This window comes from Paraburkholderia sp. GAS33, assembly GCF_050436645.1.
Lineage (GTDB): Bacteria > Pseudomonadota > Gammaproteobacteria > Burkholderiales > Burkholderiaceae > Paraburkholderia > Paraburkholderia phenazinium_B.
In genome coordinates this window covers 1,170,075-1,189,109 of sequence record NZ_JBNDMP010000001.1, presented here as the reverse complement: position 1 = coordinate 1,189,109, position 19,035 = coordinate 1,170,075, and the positions used below count along the sequence as shown (strand labels likewise).

General features: G+C 62.0%; 19 protein-coding genes. 16 read left to right on the top strand and 3 right to left on the bottom strand.

Translation table 11 applies throughout. From position 1 onward, the window contains the following. The first annotated feature begins 85 nt into the window (after window positions 1–85). The 12 genes from P3T24_RS05380 to P3T24_RS05325 all read left to right on the top strand — a co-directional run bounded on the left by P3T24_RS05380 (window position 86) and on the right by P3T24_RS05325 (window position 12,011). Entirely contained in the window at window positions 86–1,207 is a 1,122-nt protein-coding gene (locus tag P3T24_RS05380; RefSeq protein WP_429432963.1) for an NAD(P)/FAD-dependent oxidoreductase, read from the top strand. A 307-nt stretch (window positions 1,208–1,514) separates the two neighbouring features. Further along, entirely contained in the window at window positions 1,515–2,000 is a 486-nt protein-coding gene (locus P3T24_RS05375) for an Hcp family type VI secretion system effector (RefSeq protein WP_429432961.1), read from the top strand. Window positions 2,001–2,002: 2 nt separating this feature from the next. Next, window positions 2,003–2,521 carry a DUF2778 domain-containing protein gene (locus P3T24_RS05370; RefSeq protein ID WP_429432959.1) on the top strand — a complete coding sequence of 173 codons (519 nt, stop codon included), beginning with the start codon at window positions 2,003–2,005 and terminating at the stop codon, window positions 2,519–2,521. A 676-nt stretch (window positions 2,522–3,197) separates the two neighbouring features. Next, window positions 3,198–4,295, top strand: coding sequence for a BMP family ABC transporter substrate-binding protein (locus P3T24_RS05365; RefSeq protein ID WP_429409569.1), 1,098 nt, complete (start codon window positions 3,198–3,200; stop codon window positions 4,293–4,295). A 36-nt stretch (window positions 4,296–4,331) separates the two neighbouring features. Continuing rightward, window positions 4,332–5,447, top strand: a complete 1,116-nt coding sequence (locus P3T24_RS05360) for an ABC transporter permease (RefSeq protein WP_429432957.1) — start codon at window positions 4,332–4,334, stop codon at window positions 5,445–5,447. Beyond that, window positions 5,440–6,366, top strand: coding sequence for an ABC transporter permease (locus P3T24_RS05355; protein ID WP_429288808.1), 927 nt, complete (start codon window positions 5,440–5,442; stop codon window positions 6,364–6,366). Before P3T24_RS05360 ends, P3T24_RS05355 begins: the two co-directional genes overlap by 8 nt. Before the next feature lie 73 nt (window positions 6,367–6,439). After that, complete coding sequence (gene biuH, locus P3T24_RS05350; protein ID WP_074268393.1) at window positions 6,440–7,132, top strand: biuret amidohydrolase; 693 nt, start codon at window positions 6,440–6,442, stop codon at window positions 7,130–7,132. A gap of 6 nt (window positions 7,133–7,138) precedes the next feature. Then, on the top strand, window positions 7,139–8,761 hold the full coding sequence (locus P3T24_RS05345; protein WP_429432955.1) for an ABC transporter ATP-binding protein: 1,623 nt from the start codon (window positions 7,139–7,141) through the stop codon (window positions 8,759–8,761). Between the two features lie 159 nt (window positions 8,762–8,920). Continuing rightward, window positions 8,921–9,583, top strand: coding sequence for a cysteine hydrolase family protein (locus P3T24_RS05340; RefSeq protein ID WP_429409574.1), 663 nt, complete (start codon window positions 8,921–8,923; stop codon window positions 9,581–9,583). Between the two features lie 2 nt (window positions 9,584–9,585). After that, window positions 9,586–9,984 (top strand): oxalurate catabolism protein HpxZ, encoded by a 399-nt coding sequence (gene hpxZ, locus P3T24_RS05335; RefSeq protein ID WP_429409575.1) that lies wholly within the window; start codon window positions 9,586–9,588, stop codon window positions 9,982–9,984. A gap of 1 nt (window position 9,985) precedes the next feature. After that, window positions 9,986–10,747 (top strand): GntR family transcriptional regulator, encoded by a 762-nt coding sequence (locus P3T24_RS05330; RefSeq protein WP_429288812.1) that lies wholly within the window; start codon window positions 9,986–9,988, stop codon window positions 10,745–10,747. 301 nt (window positions 10,748–11,048) lie between these two features. Beyond that, on the top strand, window positions 11,049–12,011 hold the full coding sequence (locus P3T24_RS05325; protein WP_429409576.1) for a carboxypeptidase-like regulatory domain-containing protein: 963 nt from the start codon (window positions 11,049–11,051) through the stop codon (window positions 12,009–12,011). A gap of 64 nt (window positions 12,012–12,075) precedes the next feature. On the opposite strand, the gene P3T24_RS05320 is transcribed toward P3T24_RS05325, so the two are convergent. Next, complete coding sequence (locus P3T24_RS05320; RefSeq protein WP_429432953.1) at window positions 12,076–12,363, bottom strand: DUF4148 domain-containing protein; 288 nt, start codon at window positions 12,361–12,363, stop codon at window positions 12,076–12,078. Window positions 12,364–12,762: 399 nt separating this feature from the next. On the opposite strand from P3T24_RS05320, the gene P3T24_RS05315 reads away from it, so the two are divergent. Then, window positions 12,763–12,978: a hypothetical protein gene (locus P3T24_RS05315; protein WP_074268399.1), complete on the top strand. Its 216-nt coding sequence runs from the start codon at window positions 12,763–12,765 to the stop codon at window positions 12,976–12,978. A 59-nt stretch (window positions 12,979–13,037) separates the two neighbouring features. Then, entirely contained in the window at window positions 13,038–13,334 is a 297-nt protein-coding gene (locus P3T24_RS05310; RefSeq protein ID WP_429432951.1) for a hypothetical protein, read from the top strand. A 54-nt stretch (window positions 13,335–13,388) separates the two neighbouring features. Here the strand turns inward: P3T24_RS05310 and glgA are convergent, their stop codons facing one another. Next, complete coding sequence (gene glgA, locus P3T24_RS05305) at window positions 13,389–14,975, bottom strand: glycogen synthase GlgA (protein ID WP_429432950.1); 1,587 nt, start codon at window positions 14,973–14,975, stop codon at window positions 13,389–13,391. 506 nt (window positions 14,976–15,481) lie between these two features. On the opposite strand from glgA, the gene P3T24_RS05300 reads away from it, so the two are divergent. Together P3T24_RS05300 and P3T24_RS05295 are read left to right on the top strand one after the other, a co-directional pair. Then, window positions 15,482–15,775, top strand: coding sequence for a hypothetical protein (locus P3T24_RS05300; protein WP_429288818.1), 294 nt, complete (start codon window positions 15,482–15,484; stop codon window positions 15,773–15,775). A gap of 57 nt (window positions 15,776–15,832) precedes the next feature. Then, window positions 15,833–16,867 carry an alpha/beta hydrolase gene (locus tag P3T24_RS05295; protein ID WP_429432949.1) on the top strand — a complete coding sequence of 345 codons (1,035 nt, stop codon included), beginning with the start codon at window positions 15,833–15,835 and terminating at the stop codon, window positions 16,865–16,867. A 63-nt stretch (window positions 16,868–16,930) separates the two neighbouring features. On the opposite strand, the gene P3T24_RS05290 is transcribed toward P3T24_RS05295, so the two are convergent. Next, a complete protein-coding gene (locus P3T24_RS05290; protein ID WP_429432947.1) occupies window positions 16,931–18,874 on the bottom strand; it encodes a putative bifunctional diguanylate cyclase/phosphodiesterase in 1,944 nt (647 codons plus the stop codon). Between the last annotated feature and the right edge of the window lie 161 nt (window positions 18,875–19,035).

Below are 19,035 nucleotides of genomic sequence, written 5' to 3'. Positions count from 1 at the left end.
GCGGCCGAGTCTGTATGGTGGGTGAGCCATGCGCGCCTGGTCGTGACCAGAGACGACCCCGCGTGCTCAACCCCAAGGACGCCGAATGACTGCAGAAGTAACCCCGCCGACAGATCCATCACAGGCAGCGCCTACCCCGCAACTAGCTGGCGGCCTCGACGCGTCGCAAGGGACATCCGATGTACCGCTACGCACCGACGTACTGATCGTCGGCGCCGGACCCGTTGGACTCTTTGCCGCGTTCGAAGCAGGGGTAATCGGCCTGTCGTGCCACATTGTCGACGCACTCGACCGCGTCGGCGGCCAATGTACGGAGCTGTATCCCGACAAGCCGATCTACGATATCCCGGCCATACCGTCGTGCACCGCGCGCGAACTGGTTGAACGTTTGCTGGAGCAGTGCAGACCGTTCGACGTACCGATTCATCTGGGCCAACGGGTCGACACCGTCGAGCAACGCGACGACGGCCGCTGGACCGTCAAGACCGGCCAGGGGCTCGTGTTCGATGCGGCCGCCATTCTGCTTGCAGCAGGCAACGGCGCGTTTGCACCGCAGCGGCTGGCATTGGACGAGGCGGTGCCGCTCGAAGGGCGTCACGTGCATTACAGCGTGCCGAGGCTCGCGGATTTCGCCGGCAAGAACGTGGTTGTGGCGGGCGGCGGCGACTCGGCGCTCGATTGGGCGCTCGCACTGCGTTCGGTGGCGCGCAAGCTGACGTTGGTGCATCGGCGCAATGGTTTCAGTGCGGTGGATTCGAGCGTCGAGCAGATGCGGCGTGCAGTCGACGCCGGGGAAATGACGTTCATGGTCGGCGCCGTTGGTGGCTTGAGCGCGCCCGACGGCAAGCTCGAATCGATTGAGATTCGCCAGATTGGCGGCTCCACCCAGATCGAAGCGGATCATCTTGTGGTGCTTTATGGACTGGTGGCGAATCTTGGCCCCATCGCCGACTGGGGGCTAAGCCTTCATGCCGGCCGGATCGACGTCGATACGTCGAACTACGAAAGCTCGCGGCCAGGCATCTTCGCGGTAGGCGACGTCGCCAACTATCCGAACAAACAAAAGCTGATTCTGTCCGGCTTCCATGAGGCATCGCTGGCCTTGCGCAAGGCTTACACCTACGCCTATCCGGAACAGAAACGGGTGCATGTGCATTCGAGTTACGACGCCAAACTCGCAGCTCGGGTTGCGGCGAGCATAGAGTAGCAGGGCGGTGGGCTTACTCAGCCCACGTGGTCTCGTCCTTTGCAACGTTCATAAACTGAAATTCCGCATTCAAACCGTTGCCAGATAAGGCTTTAGACGTGTGCAGGTGTGACGCGTTTCGCGAAAGGTGAGTTTTAACAGGAGGCGGTTATATATCGCTAAGAGGGATTCGCGATATATGCATCATGTTGATGCACATCAACTTGCCCATCCCGAACGCGCAATATGCTTTCCGGACCCCGCCCAAAAGGGATGAACACGTCCCGCTTTGCACTCACACAACCTTCGCTGACAAAGGATCAATAGAATGCCGATTCCGGCTTATATGTGGCTGAAAGACGATGGTGGTTCCGCTATCAAAGGCTACGTCACGGTTCAGGGACGTGAGGGAAGTATCGAAGTGGTTGGATTTAGCCATGGCGTGAATCTTCCCGTCGATAGCAATACCGGGAAAATTACCGGTGCACGCTCACATTCTCCAATGAGCATCGAGAAAGAATTCGATGCTGCAAGCCCTTACCTGTACAAAGCCGTAGCGAAAGGGCAGACCCTGAAATCGGCTGAACTGAAGTGGTACAGGATTAACCAGGCGGGTCAGGAAGAAGTGTACTTCATCATGCTGATCGAAGGGGTAAAGGTCACCGGCGTGAACCCGGGCATGCCTAACACCAAAATCGCCGGAATGTCACAAGTCAACCACATGGAGGCGGTCTCGCTCATGTATGAGCGAATCACATGGCATTACACGGACGGCAACGTCAAGTTCACAGACGCTTGGAACGAGCGGTCCTGAACATGCCACTACAGGGAAAATTTATCGTCGATAACAAGCCCTTTTCTCCATTGAGTATTTTCGGAATGGGTACCTTCATGGCTTTCTCGGGCGATGATGCATACCGCAACCGGGGCGGATGTACTGCCATAGCAAATAAGGGACCGCTGCCGGCGGGGAAGTATTGGATAGTCGATCGGCCCGCAGGAGGCTTTTTATCTCAAACAGAATCGCAGATCAAAGATTCATGGAACGCCGTTTGGGGTGCACCTTCGCATCACTCGGAATGGTTCGCACTGTATCGTGATGATGGCGTGATCGATGACTATACCTGGGTGAACGGCGTCAGGCGCGGCAATTTCCGCTTGCATCCCATTGGGGGCGGCGGTCACTCACATGGATGCATCACTCTGGCGAGCTACGCAGAATTTCAAGGACTGCGGCGCGCGTTACTTCAAACGAACACCATTCCCGCGCGCAATTCAGGGCTTGACGCATATGGCTGGATTGAGGTCATCACGTATGGCAATACTTGTCCGTAGAATGTCCAAGACACTCCTGTTCGTAGGACTATTTCTTTTGGTTGTCAGATATGTATATGCTCCACTGTCGTTCATCCAATCGTGGAATCAGCATTATATTTTTGTTGTTGGCGAGTTTTTGGGGTTTCAAGACATCGATCTTTTTGAGGTAGTCGTAGGCGTCACCGTAAGCCTCATCTGTACCACAGCAATTTACGTCATGCTGGTGAAAACCTGCAGATCTTGCTGCGCACGACACAAAGCGACGGCTAGCCGGGGCGAGGCGTAACTTTCCACGCAAACTACTACCGGCGCAGTCGTTTGACGCGCGAGGCCAACCACACCGCCCCGTTTTGGCCATTATCCAAACACCCCCTCGTCGACCGTAAATCGCGCACGATCCTGCGCGGTTCACGATCGCCCCGTTGTGGGGAATGACGCACAAACATAGGCCGTCCTCCGGCCGTCCGGGACTGTCCCGATTCCCCAGGGAAGCTCCTCGCGGCGCGCCGCAGACCCTTGCTGCGTAAGCCTCTGCGCCATGCCATAGGCTACGCACCCATCAATTGGCATAACTCCTGCTCTATGAGTTCAAACTTGTATCCAAGATTGAACTCATGAACCTCCCGCGCTTCGACGCGCCGTTTTCCACCGCTATCGCTGCAATCAACCTCAACCACACGAGACCGGACCCGCTATGAGCAATCGTCGCCACTTTCTAAAGAATGCCAGCCTGCTGACGCTCGGCGCGGTGCTGCCGTTCGAATCCGTTTTTGCCGCCGGCAAACTGACCGTTGGCGTGATCTATGTCGGCGCGCGCGGAGACTACGGCTACAACCAGGCGCAAGCCGCCGCTGCCAACGTGATCAAGGCGTTGCCCAACGTCAAGGTGGTCGAAGAAGAGAATGTGCCGGAGACCATCGCGGTGCAGAAGTCGATGGAAGCCATGATCGAACAGGACGGCGCGACGCTTGTCTTCGCCACCTCGTTTGGCTACTTCGATCCGCACGTGCTGAAGATGGCCGCCAAATATCCGAACGTGCGCTTCGCGCATTGCGGCGGTTTGTGGAAGCAGGGCAACCCGTCGAATATCACCAGCTACTTTGGCTATATCGACGAATGCCAGTACCTGAACGGCGTTGTTGCCGGCCATATGAGCAAGAGCAAGAAGCTCGGTTTCGTGGCGGCCAAGCCGATTCCGCAGGTGCTGCGCAATATCAATGCGTTCACGCTCGGCGCACAGTCGGTTGATCCTTCGATCACCACACATGTGATTTTCACAGGCGACTGGTCGATGCCGGTCAAGGAAGCCGAATCGGCCAACAGCCTCGTCGATCAGGGCTGCGATGTGCTGACCTGTCACGTCGACGGTCCGAAGGTGGTGATCGAAACCGCCGAAAAGCGCGGCGTCATGAGCTGCGGCTATCACGCGAGCCAAGCGGCACTCGCGCCGAAAGGCTATTTGACGGGCGCCGAGTGGGACTGGGCTACGCCGTACAAGGAACTGGTGGCAGGCGCGCAAACCGGCAAACCGCAACCGAACGTCTTGCGCGGCGGCCTCAAGGAAGGCTTCGTGAAGATGTCGGCATATGGTCCGAAAGTCACGCCCGACGCACGCCAGAACGCTGACGGCGTGAAATCGAAAATGATGTCCGGCGAGTTCGTGATCTTCAAAGGCCCGATCAAGGACAACAAGGGCGGCGTGGTAGTCGCCGACGGCACGAGCCATATCCAGACCGACTACACCTTGGAAAGCATGAACTATCTGGTCTCGGGTGTCGTGGGCCAGATCTGATTCTTTCGCAATCCGAACGTCTTTCAAGGAGCGGCTATGCGCCCTAATGCGAGTTCTGCCCGGCTGATGCTTGGGGTGCTGCCTGCGTTGCCGACCCTGTGCGCGCTGGTGGGCACGCTTTTGCTGTTCTGGCTGTTTCTGCTGGTGCAGGGCGCGCCGGCGTTCGATGCGATCGGGCTGATTTTTCAGGGCGCATTCGGTTCGTCGTTCGCATGGCAAAGCACCTTGCTGCGCGCGTCGCCACTGATGTTGACCGCGCTGTGCGTCGCTTTGCCGGCACAGGTCGGGTTGATCGTGATCGGCGGCGAGGGTGCGCTTGCGCTCGGCGGTCTCGCCGCCGCGGTGGTGCCGCAGTGTTTGCCTGCCGGTACACCGTGGCTCATCGCGACGCCTTTGATGGCCGTGGCAGGAATGCTCGCGGGCGGCATCTGGATCGGAGCGGTCGGGGCGTTGCGGCAATGGCGCGGCGTCAACGAGACAATCAGCAGCCTGTTGATGTCGTACATCGCGATTGCGCTATTCAAGCACCTCGTCGAAGGACCGTTGCGCGATCCCGCGAGTCTGAACAAGCCCTCGACGCTGCCCGTGCCCGACCCAATGACGATCGGCTCGCTGCCGGGACTCGAAGTGCACTGGGGCCTGTTGTGGGGCGTGGTGGCCTGTATTGCCGCGTGGGTGTTCGTCAAGCACAGCACCAAGGGCTTTGCAATGCGCGTGGTGGGCGGCAGCAACCGCGCGGCCCGTCTGGTCGGTTTGCCGGTCGGCATGCTGGCGCTGGCGGCCTGTTCGATGGGAGGCGCCGCAGCGGGTCTTGCCGGCATGTTCGAAGTGGCCGCAGTACAGGGCAGCGCGAACGCATCGTTGCTGGCGGGTTACGGCTACAGCGGCATTCTCGTCGCTTTCGCCGCGCGTCAGAACCCGCTGGCCATCGTGTTGTGCGCGGTGCTGATCGGTGGGATCGAAGCGAGCGGCAGTCTGCTGCAGCGTCGCCTCGATCTGCCCGATGCGACCACGCTCGTGCTGCAGGGGTTGTTGTTTGCCAACCTGCTGGCATGGGAAGCGTTAGGCGGCCGTATCGTCGCATGGCGCGTGAAACTGCAGGCGCTCGCGGTGACCGAAGTGCCGGTGCAACTGGAGAAGACTCATGCCTGATATGCACTCGCCTGTGGTGATTCTGCTGCTCTCGTTGCTGGCCGGTGCGATTCGCGTGAGCACGCCGTATCTGTTCGTGAGTCTCGGCGAATGCCTCACGGAGAAGGGCGGCCGGGTGAATCTCGGCCTCGAAGGCATTCTCGTCTCCGGCGCGATGAGCGGCTACGCCGCTTCCTATCTGACCGGCTCGCCTTGGCTCGGTGTGTTGGCCGCAGGCGTCGTAGGGCTGCTATTCGGATGTCTGCACGGTCTCGTGTGCTCGTTGCCGCGCGTCTCCGATATCGCCTTCGGCATTGCTCTGATGCTGCTCGGCACGGGCCTCGCGTTCTATCTCGGCAAACCGTTTATCCAGCCGCAGGCGCCGATGCTGCCGTCGATCGATCTCGGCAGTTGGGCCGTCTCGCCGCAACTGCATAACGCACTGCATATCAATCCGCTGTTCGTGATCGGCATCGTGCTGGCGTTTCTGCTGCAGTGGGGTCTGCGCAGCACGCGCTGGGGCATGACGCTGCGCCTCGTCGGCGATCACGCCGAGACGGCACGCGCGATGGGTTATCCGCTCACGCGCATCCGGATTGCAGCCACCGCAATCGGCGGCTTTTTCGCGGGCGTCGGCGGGGCATATCTGTCGCTCGTGTATCCGGGTAGCTGGAACGAAGGGCTCTCGAGCGGTCAGGGCCTGATGGCCGTCGCACTGGTGATCTTCGCGCGCTGGCAGCCGTTGCGATGCCTCGTCGCAGCGCTCCTGTTCGGTGCGGCGGGTGCGCTCGGGCCCGCGTTGCAGGGCATTGGCGTGACGAGCGGTTACTACCTCTATAACGCCGCACCGTATGTACTGACGCTCGTGATCATGATCATCAATTGCCGTCCCGATCGAACATTGGCCGGCGCACCCGGCGAACTGAGCCTGACGCGCTGATGTGCTGACGCGTGCACGTGTTCGCGCGTTCGCGCATAGCGCCTGTCGATGCCAACCTGAAGAGACCACCACCATGACCCGATTCATCGATGCGAAGCCTTACCCCTGGCCCTACGACGGCGACCTGCGTCCCGAGAATACGGCGCTGGTGATCATCGACATGCAGACGGATTTCTGCGGCCACGGCGGCTACGTCGACAAGATGGGCTACGACCTCTCGCTCACGCGTGCCCCGATCGAGCCGATCAGCAGGGTGCTCGCACTGATGCGCGAGCAGGGCTTCACGATCATTCACACGCGTGAAGGTCACCGCCCGGACCTGTCCGATCTGCCGGCCAACAAGCGTTGGCGCAGCCGCCGCGCGGGCACCGACGGCGTGGGTATCGGCGACGACGGTCCGTGCGGCCGCATTCTGGTGCGCGGCGAACCGGGCTGGGAAATCATCGACGAACTCGCGCCGTATCCCGGCGAGATCATCATCGACAAGCCCGGCAAGGGCTCGTTCTGCGCGACCGATCTCGAACTGATCCTGCGTACGCGCGGCATTGCCAATCTGGTGCTGACCGGCATCACCACCGATGTCTGCGTCCACACGACGATGCGCGAAGCGAACGATCGCGGCTTCGAATGCACGGTGCTGGCGGACTGCTGCGGGGCGACCGACAAGGGCAATCACGACGCCGCGCTGCATATGATCACGATGCAGGGTGGCGTGTTCGGCACGGTGTCCGATTCGCACGCGCTGCTTGCCACACTCGGACGCTGACCGATCATGTCGACTCCCGCTCCCTACAACCAGCCGCAAGACGCCGCCACGCACGCCCTGGGCGTCGAGGTGCTCGGCGCTTCAAAAACGTTCGGCACGTTTCGCGCGCTCGACAAGGTTTCCATCAAGGTTGCACCCGGCACGATCCACGCGTTGCTCGGCGAAAACGGCGCGGGCAAGAGCACGCTGGTGAAGGGACTGGTCGGCTATGGACTGCTCGACGAAGGACAGATCACCGCCGACGGCCGCGAAGCGAAAATCGCTTCGCCGCGCGATGCGCAGGCGCTCGGTATCGGCATGGTGTACCAGCATTTCACGCTGGCAACCGGCCTCTCGGTGGAAGAGAACCTGTTGCTGGCGCGTGGGCGTCTGTCCTGGCGGATCGACTGGAAGAACGAACGCGCGGCCTTGACGGAGTTCATGAAGCGCATGCCGTTCAGCCTGCCGCTTGAGGCGCCCGTCGCCGGACTCGCGGCCGGCGAGAAGCAGAAACTGGAAATTCTCAAACAACTGTATCTAAAGCAACGTTTCCTGATTCTCGACGAACCGACTTCGGTGCTCACGCCTCAGGAAGCAGACGAGGTGCTTGGCCTGATGCGCGATCTCACGTCACGCGGCGAACTGACCGTGCTGATGATCACGCATAAATTCCGCGAGGTAATGGCCTACGCCGACGACGTCACCGTGTTACGCAAAGGTCGGCAGGTCGGCACGACGGCCGTCGCACATACCGATCGCGACCAGCTTGCGAGCTGGATGATGGGCACAAGCTCGGCACTGCAGACCGATTCTGCGGCGAAGGATTCACCGGTACTGGCGGAGATCCGTACCGAACGCCCAGCGCGCAAGCCGGTCGATCCTCACGCAGCGATCCGGCTGGAACTGCGTGATCTTTCGGTGCAGGACGATCGCGGCCATACCGCCGTGCGGCACGCCACGCTGGCAGTGCGTGCCGGCGAGATTCTCGGCCTCGCAGGGGTCTCGGGCAATGGCCAGAAAGAACTGGTCGAGGCCCTGGTCGGGCAGCGCCGTCCGGTAGAAGGCGAGATGCAGATTGCCGGTGCGCCGTATCAAGCCACTCGCGAACAGATGACTACACGACGTGTGTTTGCGATTCCCGAAGAGCCGCTCCGGAACGCCTGCGTCGCCGGGATGAGCGTGGCGGAAAACCTCGCCTTGCGCGACTTCGACCGCGCGCCCGTGTGCCGCAGCGGCTGGCGCCTCGATCGTCGAGCGGTGCGCGAGCGGGCCACACAACTGATCCGCGATTTCAACGTAAAGCCTCCTGTGCCTGAGCGGATGATCGGCACGCTATCGGGCGGCAATGTGCAGCGCGCTGTGCTGGCACGCGAGCTGGGACAACCGGTAGATGTGCTGATTGTCGCGAACCCGGTGTTTGGCCTCGACTTCGCGTCGGTGGCCGATATCCACGCGAGACTGATCGCCGCACGCGATGCCGGTGCGGCCGTGCTGCTGGTCAGCGAAGACCTTGATGAACTGCTGGAACTGGCTGACCGCATCGTCGTGATGGCGGAGGGCCGGCTGGTCTACGAAACGCCGGCAGCGAGCGCTGAGCGCGCAGTGCTTGGGCAGCACATGGCGGGACATACAGAGGAAGCAGTACTTTAGGACACGTGCAGGGATGAGCGTTCCAGGACCGTATAAAAACGGGGGCAGTGGCAGGTGACTGCGTGCCACTGGCAAGCAGGGCAGGGATAGAGGACCGGTGACGGCGGGCGGCGCAAGCCGCCCGCACGTTATAACAAGGCTTAAACCAAGGTTTAAACCATGAGCAGCGAAGTTCAGGCTTTACCCTCGCCGTTTGTTTTCGAGCCGCGTCACACCGCGCTCGTGATCATCGACATGCAGCGCGATTTCATCGAGCCAGGTGGCTTTGGCGAATCGCTTGGCAACGATGTCTCGTTGCTCGCCGAGATCGTTCCAACGGTCGCGGAGCTGCTAGCGCTCGCGCGCACGGCAGGCTTAATGGTGGTGCACACCCGCGAGTCGCATGCGCCGGATCTCTCCGATTGCCCGCCCGCGAAGCGCTTGCGCGGTGCGCCGCAGATGCGCATTGGCGACCCCGGGCCGATGGGGAGAATTCTGGTGCGCGGCGAACCCGGCAATGCGATCGTCGACGCGCTCGCGCCGCTCGCAGACGAACTCGTCATCGACAAGCCCGGCAAGGGCGCGTTTTATGCAACGCCGTTGAGCGGCGAGCTGAATGCGCGCAGTATTACGCATTTGCTGTTCGCCGGCGTAACGACCGAAGTCTGCGTACAAACTTCGATGCGCGAAGCGAACGATCGTGGCTACGAATGTCTGTTGATCGAAGACGCGACCGCGAGCTACTTTCCCGCGTTCAAGCAGGCGAGCCTCGAAATGATCCGCTCGCAGGGAGGCATCGTGGGCTGGACCGCGCCGCTCGCGGCATTGAAAGAGGGACTGTGAGGATGGAAGTCAACAAGCCGGAGATCGTCGCCGAAGTGACAGCGGCCTTTGTCGAATACGAACGGGCACTGGTCGACAACGACGTCGAAGCAATGAACGCGCTGTTCTGGCACACGCCTGAAACCGTGCGATACGGAATCGCCGAAGTCCAGCACGGCGGCGAAGCGATTCGTGCGTGGCGCGCGTCGTGCGCGCCGGTGCCACGTTCGCGACGCCTGCATCGAACGGGGGTGACCACGTTCGGCAACGATTACGCCACCGTCAGCACCGAGTTCACCAGCGACGCGACCCCGTTGCTCGGCCGCCAGATGCAGACCTGGGCACGCATCGAGTCTGCGGCGCAGGCGCACCAGGGTTGGAAAATCGTCGCAGCGCATGTCAGTCTGATCGCAATGCCTTGATATGAGCGAAAACGCAGCTGCAAACGTAATCGGAAGCGGTACAACGGGTGGCACCGCAAGCCCCTCGCCAAATGCACCGAACGCTCCGAACGCGCTGGCCGAGCAGGTGTATCAGCAACTGAAGAGCGACATCTTCAGCTTCCGGCTTTTTCCCGGCGACCGCTTCTCCGAGAGCGACATCGCGCAACACTACGGCGTCTCGCGCACGCCGATGCGCGACGGCCTGTTTCGCCTGCAGCGCGAGGGATATCTGGAAGTGGGGTTCCGGCGCGGCTGGAAAGTCTCGGAGATCAACTTCGAGCAACTGGACCAGCTCTACGATCTGCGCATCGTGCTCGAACTGGCTTCGCTCGAGCGTCTTACCTCGGGCAATGCGCCGCATGAGTCGATCGATCCGCTCAAGGCCGTCTGGTGCGTCGAAACCGAGGCGCGCGAGAGCGATCCCGTCACCATGTTCGGCATGGATGAAAACTTCCACCGGCAGCTCGTCGCCGCGACCGGCAATCGGGAAATGCTTCGCGTCCACAACGAGGTGACCGAGCGCATCCGCATCGTGCGGCGGCTCGATTTTCTGAAGCCGCATCGCACCAGTGCGACCTACGACGAGCACTCGACGATGCTGCACCTGATCGAACGCAACCGCCTGCCCGAAGCCAGCATTCTGCTGCGTGCGCACATCACGCAAAGCAAACTCGAAGTGCGCAAGATTACGTTGTCGATGCTTGCCGCCGCGCGCGATCAGAAGCTGCCGTTTGTGTCCTAGCCCAAGCAACGATCTCGCTGCGTAGCATGACGCGCGCCGCGAACTTGCACCCGCAATGTGCGAATTCAGGTCGATCATGCTGGAACATGGCGGACATCGACTAATTCGCGCGGCCTTTGGGGCGCAGCGAAAGCAAATGGGTTTGCTACACTGCGATTGGGTTTTGCAGTACCCGCGACGCAACTTATCCCCGCAAGACTACGCGTGCCGCTGTGTTTCCAAAGAAGTTAAGCGAAGCGCTCATTGACGCTCCCTGAATCGACCCGACGCAATACTCCCGAGAATGTCCCGGAGGTGATTCATGTCCACTACGTTTTCCGGTTTGTCGAAGACTCTCCGGTGGACGCTGATGTGCGGCGCTGCGGTGCTAGCTTTCGGCACGCACGCGCAGCGTCTGCTGGCCCAACCCTCGGCCGTTCCATCCGAGCTGCTCAGCGACGATGAACGGGTCGCTTTCTGCACACAAATGCGACGCGCCTCCACACCGCAGGAACGCAGCGCGGTGACTGCGAGCATGCGCGATACGTTGACGCCGCGCGCCAAGGGGCAAGGTGTTGCATTGCCGGCGTGGCTGATCGAAGGACGGCCTGCCAGCGAAGGCGGCAGCATACCGGGGCTCAGCTGCGAACCCGGCACGCCGCGGCCCCACGTGCAGGCCGCTGCACCGGCACCTGCTCCCGTCCCGGCTCCTGCGAGCGCGCGGGAAGTGCCTGAACACAAAGCGCCGCTGCCGCGCGAACTGGCGACGCGTGAGCCTGTGCCACATGTACCTGCCCCCGCAACGCAGGAACCGGCCACACGTCCGATGCCGGTTCGCGAGCAGACCGTGGCGAACGTGCCGGGCGTCCCAGCAAGACCCACGCTACCGGACGACGATGCGCCGGTGCGCAACGCCGTGCCGAGCGACATCCCCGTGGCGCACGACGACCACGGTGTCGCATACGTCACAGGCGGAGTGGGGCAAGATGAGGTTGCAGCGTTTCGCGGACTGGCCTCCGGCTACAACATGCGCGCGACCTTTACGACCGGGTCGGGCGAGTATCTGTCGGGCGTCGCGGTGCAGGTAGCGAGATCCGATGGCACCGTCGTATTCAACGCCACATCGGATGGTCCTTATCTTTATGCGCGGCTACCGCAAGGCCACTATCGGCTGGTTGCCAGCCTCGACGGCGCGCAGCGCAGTCGAGATCTCTACGTGCCCGCCCGAGGGGGCGTGAAACTGAACCTCGTCTGGCCGCTGCTTCACTCGAACTCAGTGAACTGATGAGGCCCGTGCCGCTCGCGGAACACGCCGGTCGTTCAAACTCCGGCGTGTCGCGCCCGCGAGCTTAATTGCCCCTGTAGACGGTGCGGTTGAGGGTCTTCATCTGACCGTCGGTTTCCGCCTGATACAAGTCCTGCTTCACCTCGGCACGGGTGAGGCCGGCGGGCGCGCCAGAGGCCACTTGTCCATTGGTATCCATGCCGACGCCGCTATTCTGGTTGCTGTTGGCGTTGTCATTTCCCATGTTCGAAGTTGCGGCCGGTTGAGGCGCGTTCTGGGTGTCCTGCGCGAATACGGGCGCGGCGCAAGTCATGACGGATACGGCTGCTGCAATATAAGCGATTCGGATCATATTCGACTCCTTGGTGAAAGGACGTTTGGATGGTCGGCTTGGTTTTCTGATGCGACGCCGATTCCGGTCTCCACAACGCCAGTTCAGTCTACGGCCGCAGCCGGGGCGCAACGCTGACGCGTCCATGACAAAACAGCCAGCAAACGCTTGCGGCCCAAGACGCTCCGGACGAGCGCCGGCCAGGACAATGCGTGTCGCATAACATGCCAGTCTTTCCCCGCAGTGACATCAAGTTGACCCCATGTTCCAGCAAAACTGACACTCACGGTCAAGCCTCGCGTCAATCTGCAGGCACACTGGCGGTCAAGCAGCATCATGAGAGCAATCAAGGCAATGCAAGGCCATACACGCACGCACCGACGGGCGAAGACCTTATTGATGGGAGTGCCCGGGGAAGCAATGAATCACCACCAGCTCGAAAAAGATATCGAACATCTTGAACACCTGCTGCCGCGTATCGCCGCGCTGGACGGCGCCTTGCCGCTAAGCTACTGGCGCAGCCGGCTCGCCAGTGTGACGGTCGCGGCGCGCGTGCCGTCGCAGGTCAGCCGGGTCAAAAGACTGAACGACGCGCTGCTGGCGCTCGAAGCCCGCGAGAAGGATCCGGCACCGTAATATTGGCTACGCAGGCATCGTTTATGCTGCGATCCCGGTATTTACGGGAAAAAATCGCCATGACTCGCGAAGAGTTCGACAACCGGTTAGCCATGATCTTGCAGGACGCTGCCTTCGGCACGACCGCCGACCTTACGGATCGCGCCGTCGCTTACTGGAATGGCCAGCGTATCGTGTACGCGACGCTGCGAGACGACGACAGCGGCCTCATCGACAAGGAATTCAGTCTGGAGGGGCACTGGAGCGAATGGCGCGAGTGGCTCGAGGAATGGATGGTCCAGCCGAGCTTCAGCGTGCGGCCGGAACTACAGGACGAGATCAGGGTCGCGCCTTCTTCCGGCACGCCCACGCCGTGACCTCGCTTTAACCTTCCGCTTTAAGCTTCCGTTTACAGCTAGCTGCCAGGATCGCTACTGAACGGCCGCCGCCTGCGAATTGTCGGCGGGTGCCGGCCTCGCCGCGGTACGGCGGCGGCGCGCGGCGATAACCGGAACTGTCGTCGGCTCTTCGCGCGGTGCCACAGGGCGCGCATCCGTCAATTCGCAGTACACGTCGACGTAGCGTTTGACTGCCGTGCCCCAGCCTGAATCGCGCGTCATCGCATTACGCTGCAGTGCGCGCCACAGCGATGGATTCTTGAACGCCTCGACAGCACGCGCCACGCCGCCAGCGACATCCTCGAGCGACTCTCCTTCGAACAGGAAGCCGGTCGCCGCGCCCGATTTGCCCAGCCCTAACGCATAGTCGGAGATCGTGTCGGCAAGACCGCCCACGCGCGAGGCCACCGGAATCGTGCCGAAGCGCATCGCGTACAGTTGCGTGAGCCCGCACGGTTCGAAGCGGCTCGCGTGCAACAGCATATCCGCGCCGGCATGCAGCATGTGCGCGAGTGTCTCGTCATAACCAATGCAGGTGCCTACACGTCCTGGCCAACGCGCAGCCAGTTCGCGCATGCGTGCTTCGATCGGCGCGTCGCCCTGGCCCAGAATGGCGAACTGCAGCCGCTCGTGCCGCGCCATCATGGCTGGGATCGCCTCGGCCACCACCTCCGCCATCTTCTGTTCGGTGAGCCGGCTGCCGATCGCCACCAGCGGCACGAACGGCTCGCGGGCAAGTCCGAAGGCCTGTTGCAACGCCCGCTTGCACGCGTATTTGCCCGCTACGTTGTCCGCCGAATAATTGCTCGTGATCAGCGCGTCGGTGGCGGGGTTCCACATCTGCATGTCGATGCCGTTGGTGATGCCGGAGAGCTTGTGCGCCTCCGCATTCAGCACGCCTTCCATCCGATGGCCGAAGCGCGGTGTGAGAATTTCCGTCGCATAACGCTCGCTCACAGTCGTGACGCGGTCGGCGTGGACGATCCCGGCCTTCATCAAACTAAGCGAACCGTAGAACTCGATGCTGCGCTCGTCGGTGAGTGCCGGCGCGAGCAGTTCAGGCGGCACGCCCATCCACGGACCGGCGGCGAGCGGATAGTTACCCTGAAACGCCAGATTGTGGATCGTGAAGACGCTGCGGGCCTGCACGCCGCCGAGTTTCATGTAGAGCGGCGTGAGCCCCGCGTGCCAGTCGTGAGCGTGCACGACGTCCGGCCGCTTGATGCCGCGCACACCGCGCGCAATCCGCGCCGCGGCGGCAGCGAGCGATGCGAACCGCACGAGGTTGTCCACGTAGTCGCGGCCGTAGCGGTCGCGGTAGATGCCTTCGCGTGTGAACAGATGATCCATCTGCAACAGCAGCACCGGCACGCCCGTGTCGGGCATATGCGCCCGGATGATGACGCCGTCGCCCCCCGGCAGACCCGCGAGTCTGGCCACGCGGGTCGCGCCGAGCACGCGCTCGAGTGCGCCGGGATAGGCCGGCATCAGGATCGACGCAGCGACGCCGGCTTCGCATAATGCGGCGCCGTATGCGCTGACCATGTCGGCGAGCCCGCCCGTTTTTGCAAGAGGGGCTGCTTCGGATGCAACCAGTAAAACGTTGAGCGGCGTCGGCATAGTCGGATAAAAATTTGGCGGTGGGGCGTAAGCGGATAGACGTACGGCAGAAATCAAAACCGATAGTTTTCAGCAAGCACTGTGCCCGTGGCCCTTGAACGATGCGAGAGCTGCGAGTTCAGCCGCGACGAGTGCGTGTCGTCGCTCGTCGATGTGCGCTCGCCCAACCTGCGCGCAGCGCTCTTTGCCGCGCTGCACAAGGATCTGCGGCTTGCGGCCCAAAACGAAGCCGCGCGTCGATTCAGGTTTGCATCGCGTAGCGCATCACACATTTGCGATTTTCGTACGTAGCTCGTGACGCATTCGTGGCAGCACGCGTCTGGCAAGACGGTCAATGCGGGGCAGTTTTTACGCACGACGGCTACACAACAGTGCAGCGATGCACGCTCTTCGCTCCCGGCGCTTTTTCAACGGCACGTCGCTTGCTGAATCTTTGGCAGGCCTGCGTGCATTGGCAACGCAGCCGCTCAAATCTGAATCTCTCTGATCTCACCAAGGAGCAAGTCATGAAAATGCAAAAAGCGGTCTTGATTTCGGCGTTGTTGTTGGGCTCTGGCGTTGCTCTGGCTGCGGGTGGCGGCGGTGCCGGTACCGGCGGAGCGGGCGGCAATGGGAATGGCAACGGAGGCGGGGGCGCCCCTGGTGATTCGGCGATGACCGCCGCCAGCGGCAGCGGCCCGACGACGATGTCGAAGAGCAAGACGAAGAAGAAACACACCCACACGACAGCGTCCAAGCCGGCTAACGATACGACCAACATGCCCGGCGCCGACGCGAGCAGCGATACAAAGGGGCATTGAGCCGGGGGCTCGACGACAACCCATTCCCGATTTCCCGGTCTCACCTGGAGCCGCGCCATGACACTCGCCGATACCCTCAAGGGCATGATCGGACTTGATCCGACCGCCCACGCAGACGCCGATATGAAGGCGGTGCTCGCCGCGCTCAAGGAACTGAACCCAAAGCCGATCGAAGAATGCAGCGTCGCCGAGGCCCGCGAGCAACCGACGCCCGCCGACGCCGTCCGGAAACTGATGACGCAGGCGGGCCACGCCGCCCGGCTACCGCTGGAAGTGGAGGCGGTGCAGAGCGAGGACACGGTGATTCCGGGCGCTGCCGGCAGCAATCCGGCGCGCATCTACCGTCCGGCCGGCGATGGCCCGTTTCCGCTGATCCTGTATTTTCACGGCGGCGGCTGGGTGATTGCCGATCTGGACGTCTACGATGCGACACCGCGCTCGATTGCGGCACAAAGCAACGCGATCGTGGTGTCGGCCCATTACCGGCAGGCGCCTGAGCACAAGTTGCCCGCCGCACACGAGGATGCGTTCGCCGCGTGGCGCTGGATCGTCGAAAGCGCGGCGAGCCTCGGCGGCGACCCAAGCCGGATAGCGGTGATGGGCGAGAGCGCCGGGGCGAATCTTGCCATCAACGTGGCCATTCACGCGCGCGATTCAGGCTTACGCGCACCGTTGCATCAGGCACTGATCTATCCCGTGGCGAGCAACAACATCGTTTCGATCTCCTACGAGGAGAATCGCAGTGCGAAGCCGTTGAACAAGAAGATGATGTTGTGGTTCGTCCAGAACGTGATCAACGACGAGGGTGATCTGAAAAGCCCGCTGATCGATGTGGTCAGCGCGGATCTGTCGAACCTGCCGCCTACGGTGGTGGTGACCGCGGGCATCGACCCGTTGCGCTCCGATGGCGAGAAACTCGCGGAAAAACTTCGTGATGCCGGTGTTGCCGTCGAGCACCGCAACTATCAGGGGGCGACACATGAGTTCTTCGGCATGGCGCCGGTGGTTCAGGCGGCGCGCGATGCCCAGACTTTCGTTTCGCTCGCGCAGCGCCAGGCATTCGGCGGCGTGCCGCTCGAAGAGGCGCCTTGATCCGGACGGGCGGTCGCAACATGTACCGGTGAGAGTCAGGCGCTCCGGTAATTCACGCCTTCTTTAAACGACATTGGCCTGGAAAAACTGCAGCGCCTCGGCCGGCATCGGCTTGCCGAACAGATAGCCCTGCATCACACGGCAGCCGAGTGCGGTCAGCATTTCGCACTGCGATTCGGTCTCGACGCCTTCCACCACGCATTCGAGACCGAGGTTGCGGCACAAGTCCATCACCGATTTGATGATCTTGCCGCACGCCACGTCCGTATCGACCTCGGCTACGAAACTGCGATCGATCTTGATCGTATCGAAGGGCAGGCGATGGACGTAGCTCAGGCTGGAATAGCCGGTGCCGAAATCGTCGAGCGACACCTGGCAGCCCACCTGTTTGATCAGCGACAAGGAAGCACGCGCCTGTCTGAAGTCGCGGGTCACCGCAGTCTCGGTGATTTCGAAATGCACCCGTTCGGCCAGCGTCGCGCTCGCCTGCACGATGTCGAGCAACCGCCTTGCGCGCGGCACCGACGAGATGTCGAGCGCCGAGAGGTTGAACGACAGGTAAATATGCGGCGGCCAGTTGGCGGCTTCGTTCAGCGCCTTGTGCAACAGCACCTCGGTCACCACACGAATCAGATCGGTCCGCTCGGCGATGCGGATAAATTCATCCGGCCTCACCTGACCGAGCTTCGGACTGCGCCACCGGCCAAGCGCCTCGAAGCCGACCGCGGTACGGGTGGCGACGTCGTAGATGGGCTGAAACTCCAGGTAGAGTTCGGCGTCGAGGTTCGCCGCCTTCAACTCCTGGGCGACGAGGCTCGCGCGCCGCACGCGGTTTTCGTGCTCGGCGGAAAACACCACGGCCGTGCCGCGCCGGCTTTCCTTGCCGACGTAGAGCGCGGCATCCGCGCGCTCGAACACCTCGGCCACGCTGACACTCGCAGGCGGCAAACCGGCCCAGCCGATCGTGCCCGACAACTCGGCGGTGTTCTCGCCGACCGTATAGGGCCGGCTGAGCCGCTCGCATAGCGTTTGTCCGAGGCGGTCGAGTTCGTCCTCGCCAAGACGCCGTTGAATGATGATGCCGAATTCGTCGCCACCCAGCCGTGCGAAGAAAATCGTCGGATCGGCGAGCGCCAGAAGCCGGTTGCCGACTTCCTTGAGCACGAGGTCGCCGCTCGAATGACCGTAGATGTCGTTGACCTGCTTGAAACCGTCGAGGTCGATCAGCCCCATGTGGAAGTTGGCGACGCCGCCTGTGCTTTGCTCGGCCAGCGCATTGAGCGACGAAAAGAAACTGCGCCGGTTGGGCAGACCGGTCAGGCTATCGATGTTGGCGAGGCGGAAGTTGTCGTCGCTGAGTTTCTGCGTGACCGACTGGCTCACGAGCAGTTCGCGCTTCGAAGAGACGAGGCTCGCGAAGTTCCGGTAGTAGAGATGGACGATAAAAGCGAGGGTCACGCCGACGAACAGCATATCCGCCGCCATCGCCACGAACACGGGGCGCCCCGCGGCCAGCAGAAAGATGGTGAAAGAACCGATCACGATGGTCAGCAGCGTGAGCGCCGCGGTCCGCAGATGCATCAGGCAGAACACGCATCCGACCACCGTGGTGGCCATGTAGAACGCCACCTGACACTGCTCGTAGGCGGGTCCATAGGGGAATAGCAGCAGCGACCAGGTGGTGAAGCCGACGCCGAACCCGCACGCGAACCAGAAAGTCTTGCGCAGTTCGGGTACGGCTTTCTCATGCGTGAGCGTGCGGTGCCGGACGAACCACCACCGTACGCAGCGGAACACGCAGACCGTGCAAAGGGCCGCCGGAATATAGACGGCGAGCCAGGCCGGCGCGTAGGCAAGGTGGGTGATGGCCACCGCCATCGTGTTGACCACCAGCATAAAGTAGAGGAGCGGGATTTGCCGGCCGAACGCCTGCATTTGCGAGCGCACGAGTTCCGGGTCCGTGCTGTCGACCGTGAACGCCCCCCGTATTCGAGCTACCGATCCCATCAGTGCTCCTCGTGTGAATTGAGCCTTAACCCTCGTATATCGGCAGGTTTCTTAACATTCTTCAGTTTTTATGAGCAGTCCGAGGGAAATTGCCGATGTGCGCGGGCCGCGAGCGGGTTGCGCAAACGTTGTCGTGGCAATGGGAGGAGTGGGCGGGGAGT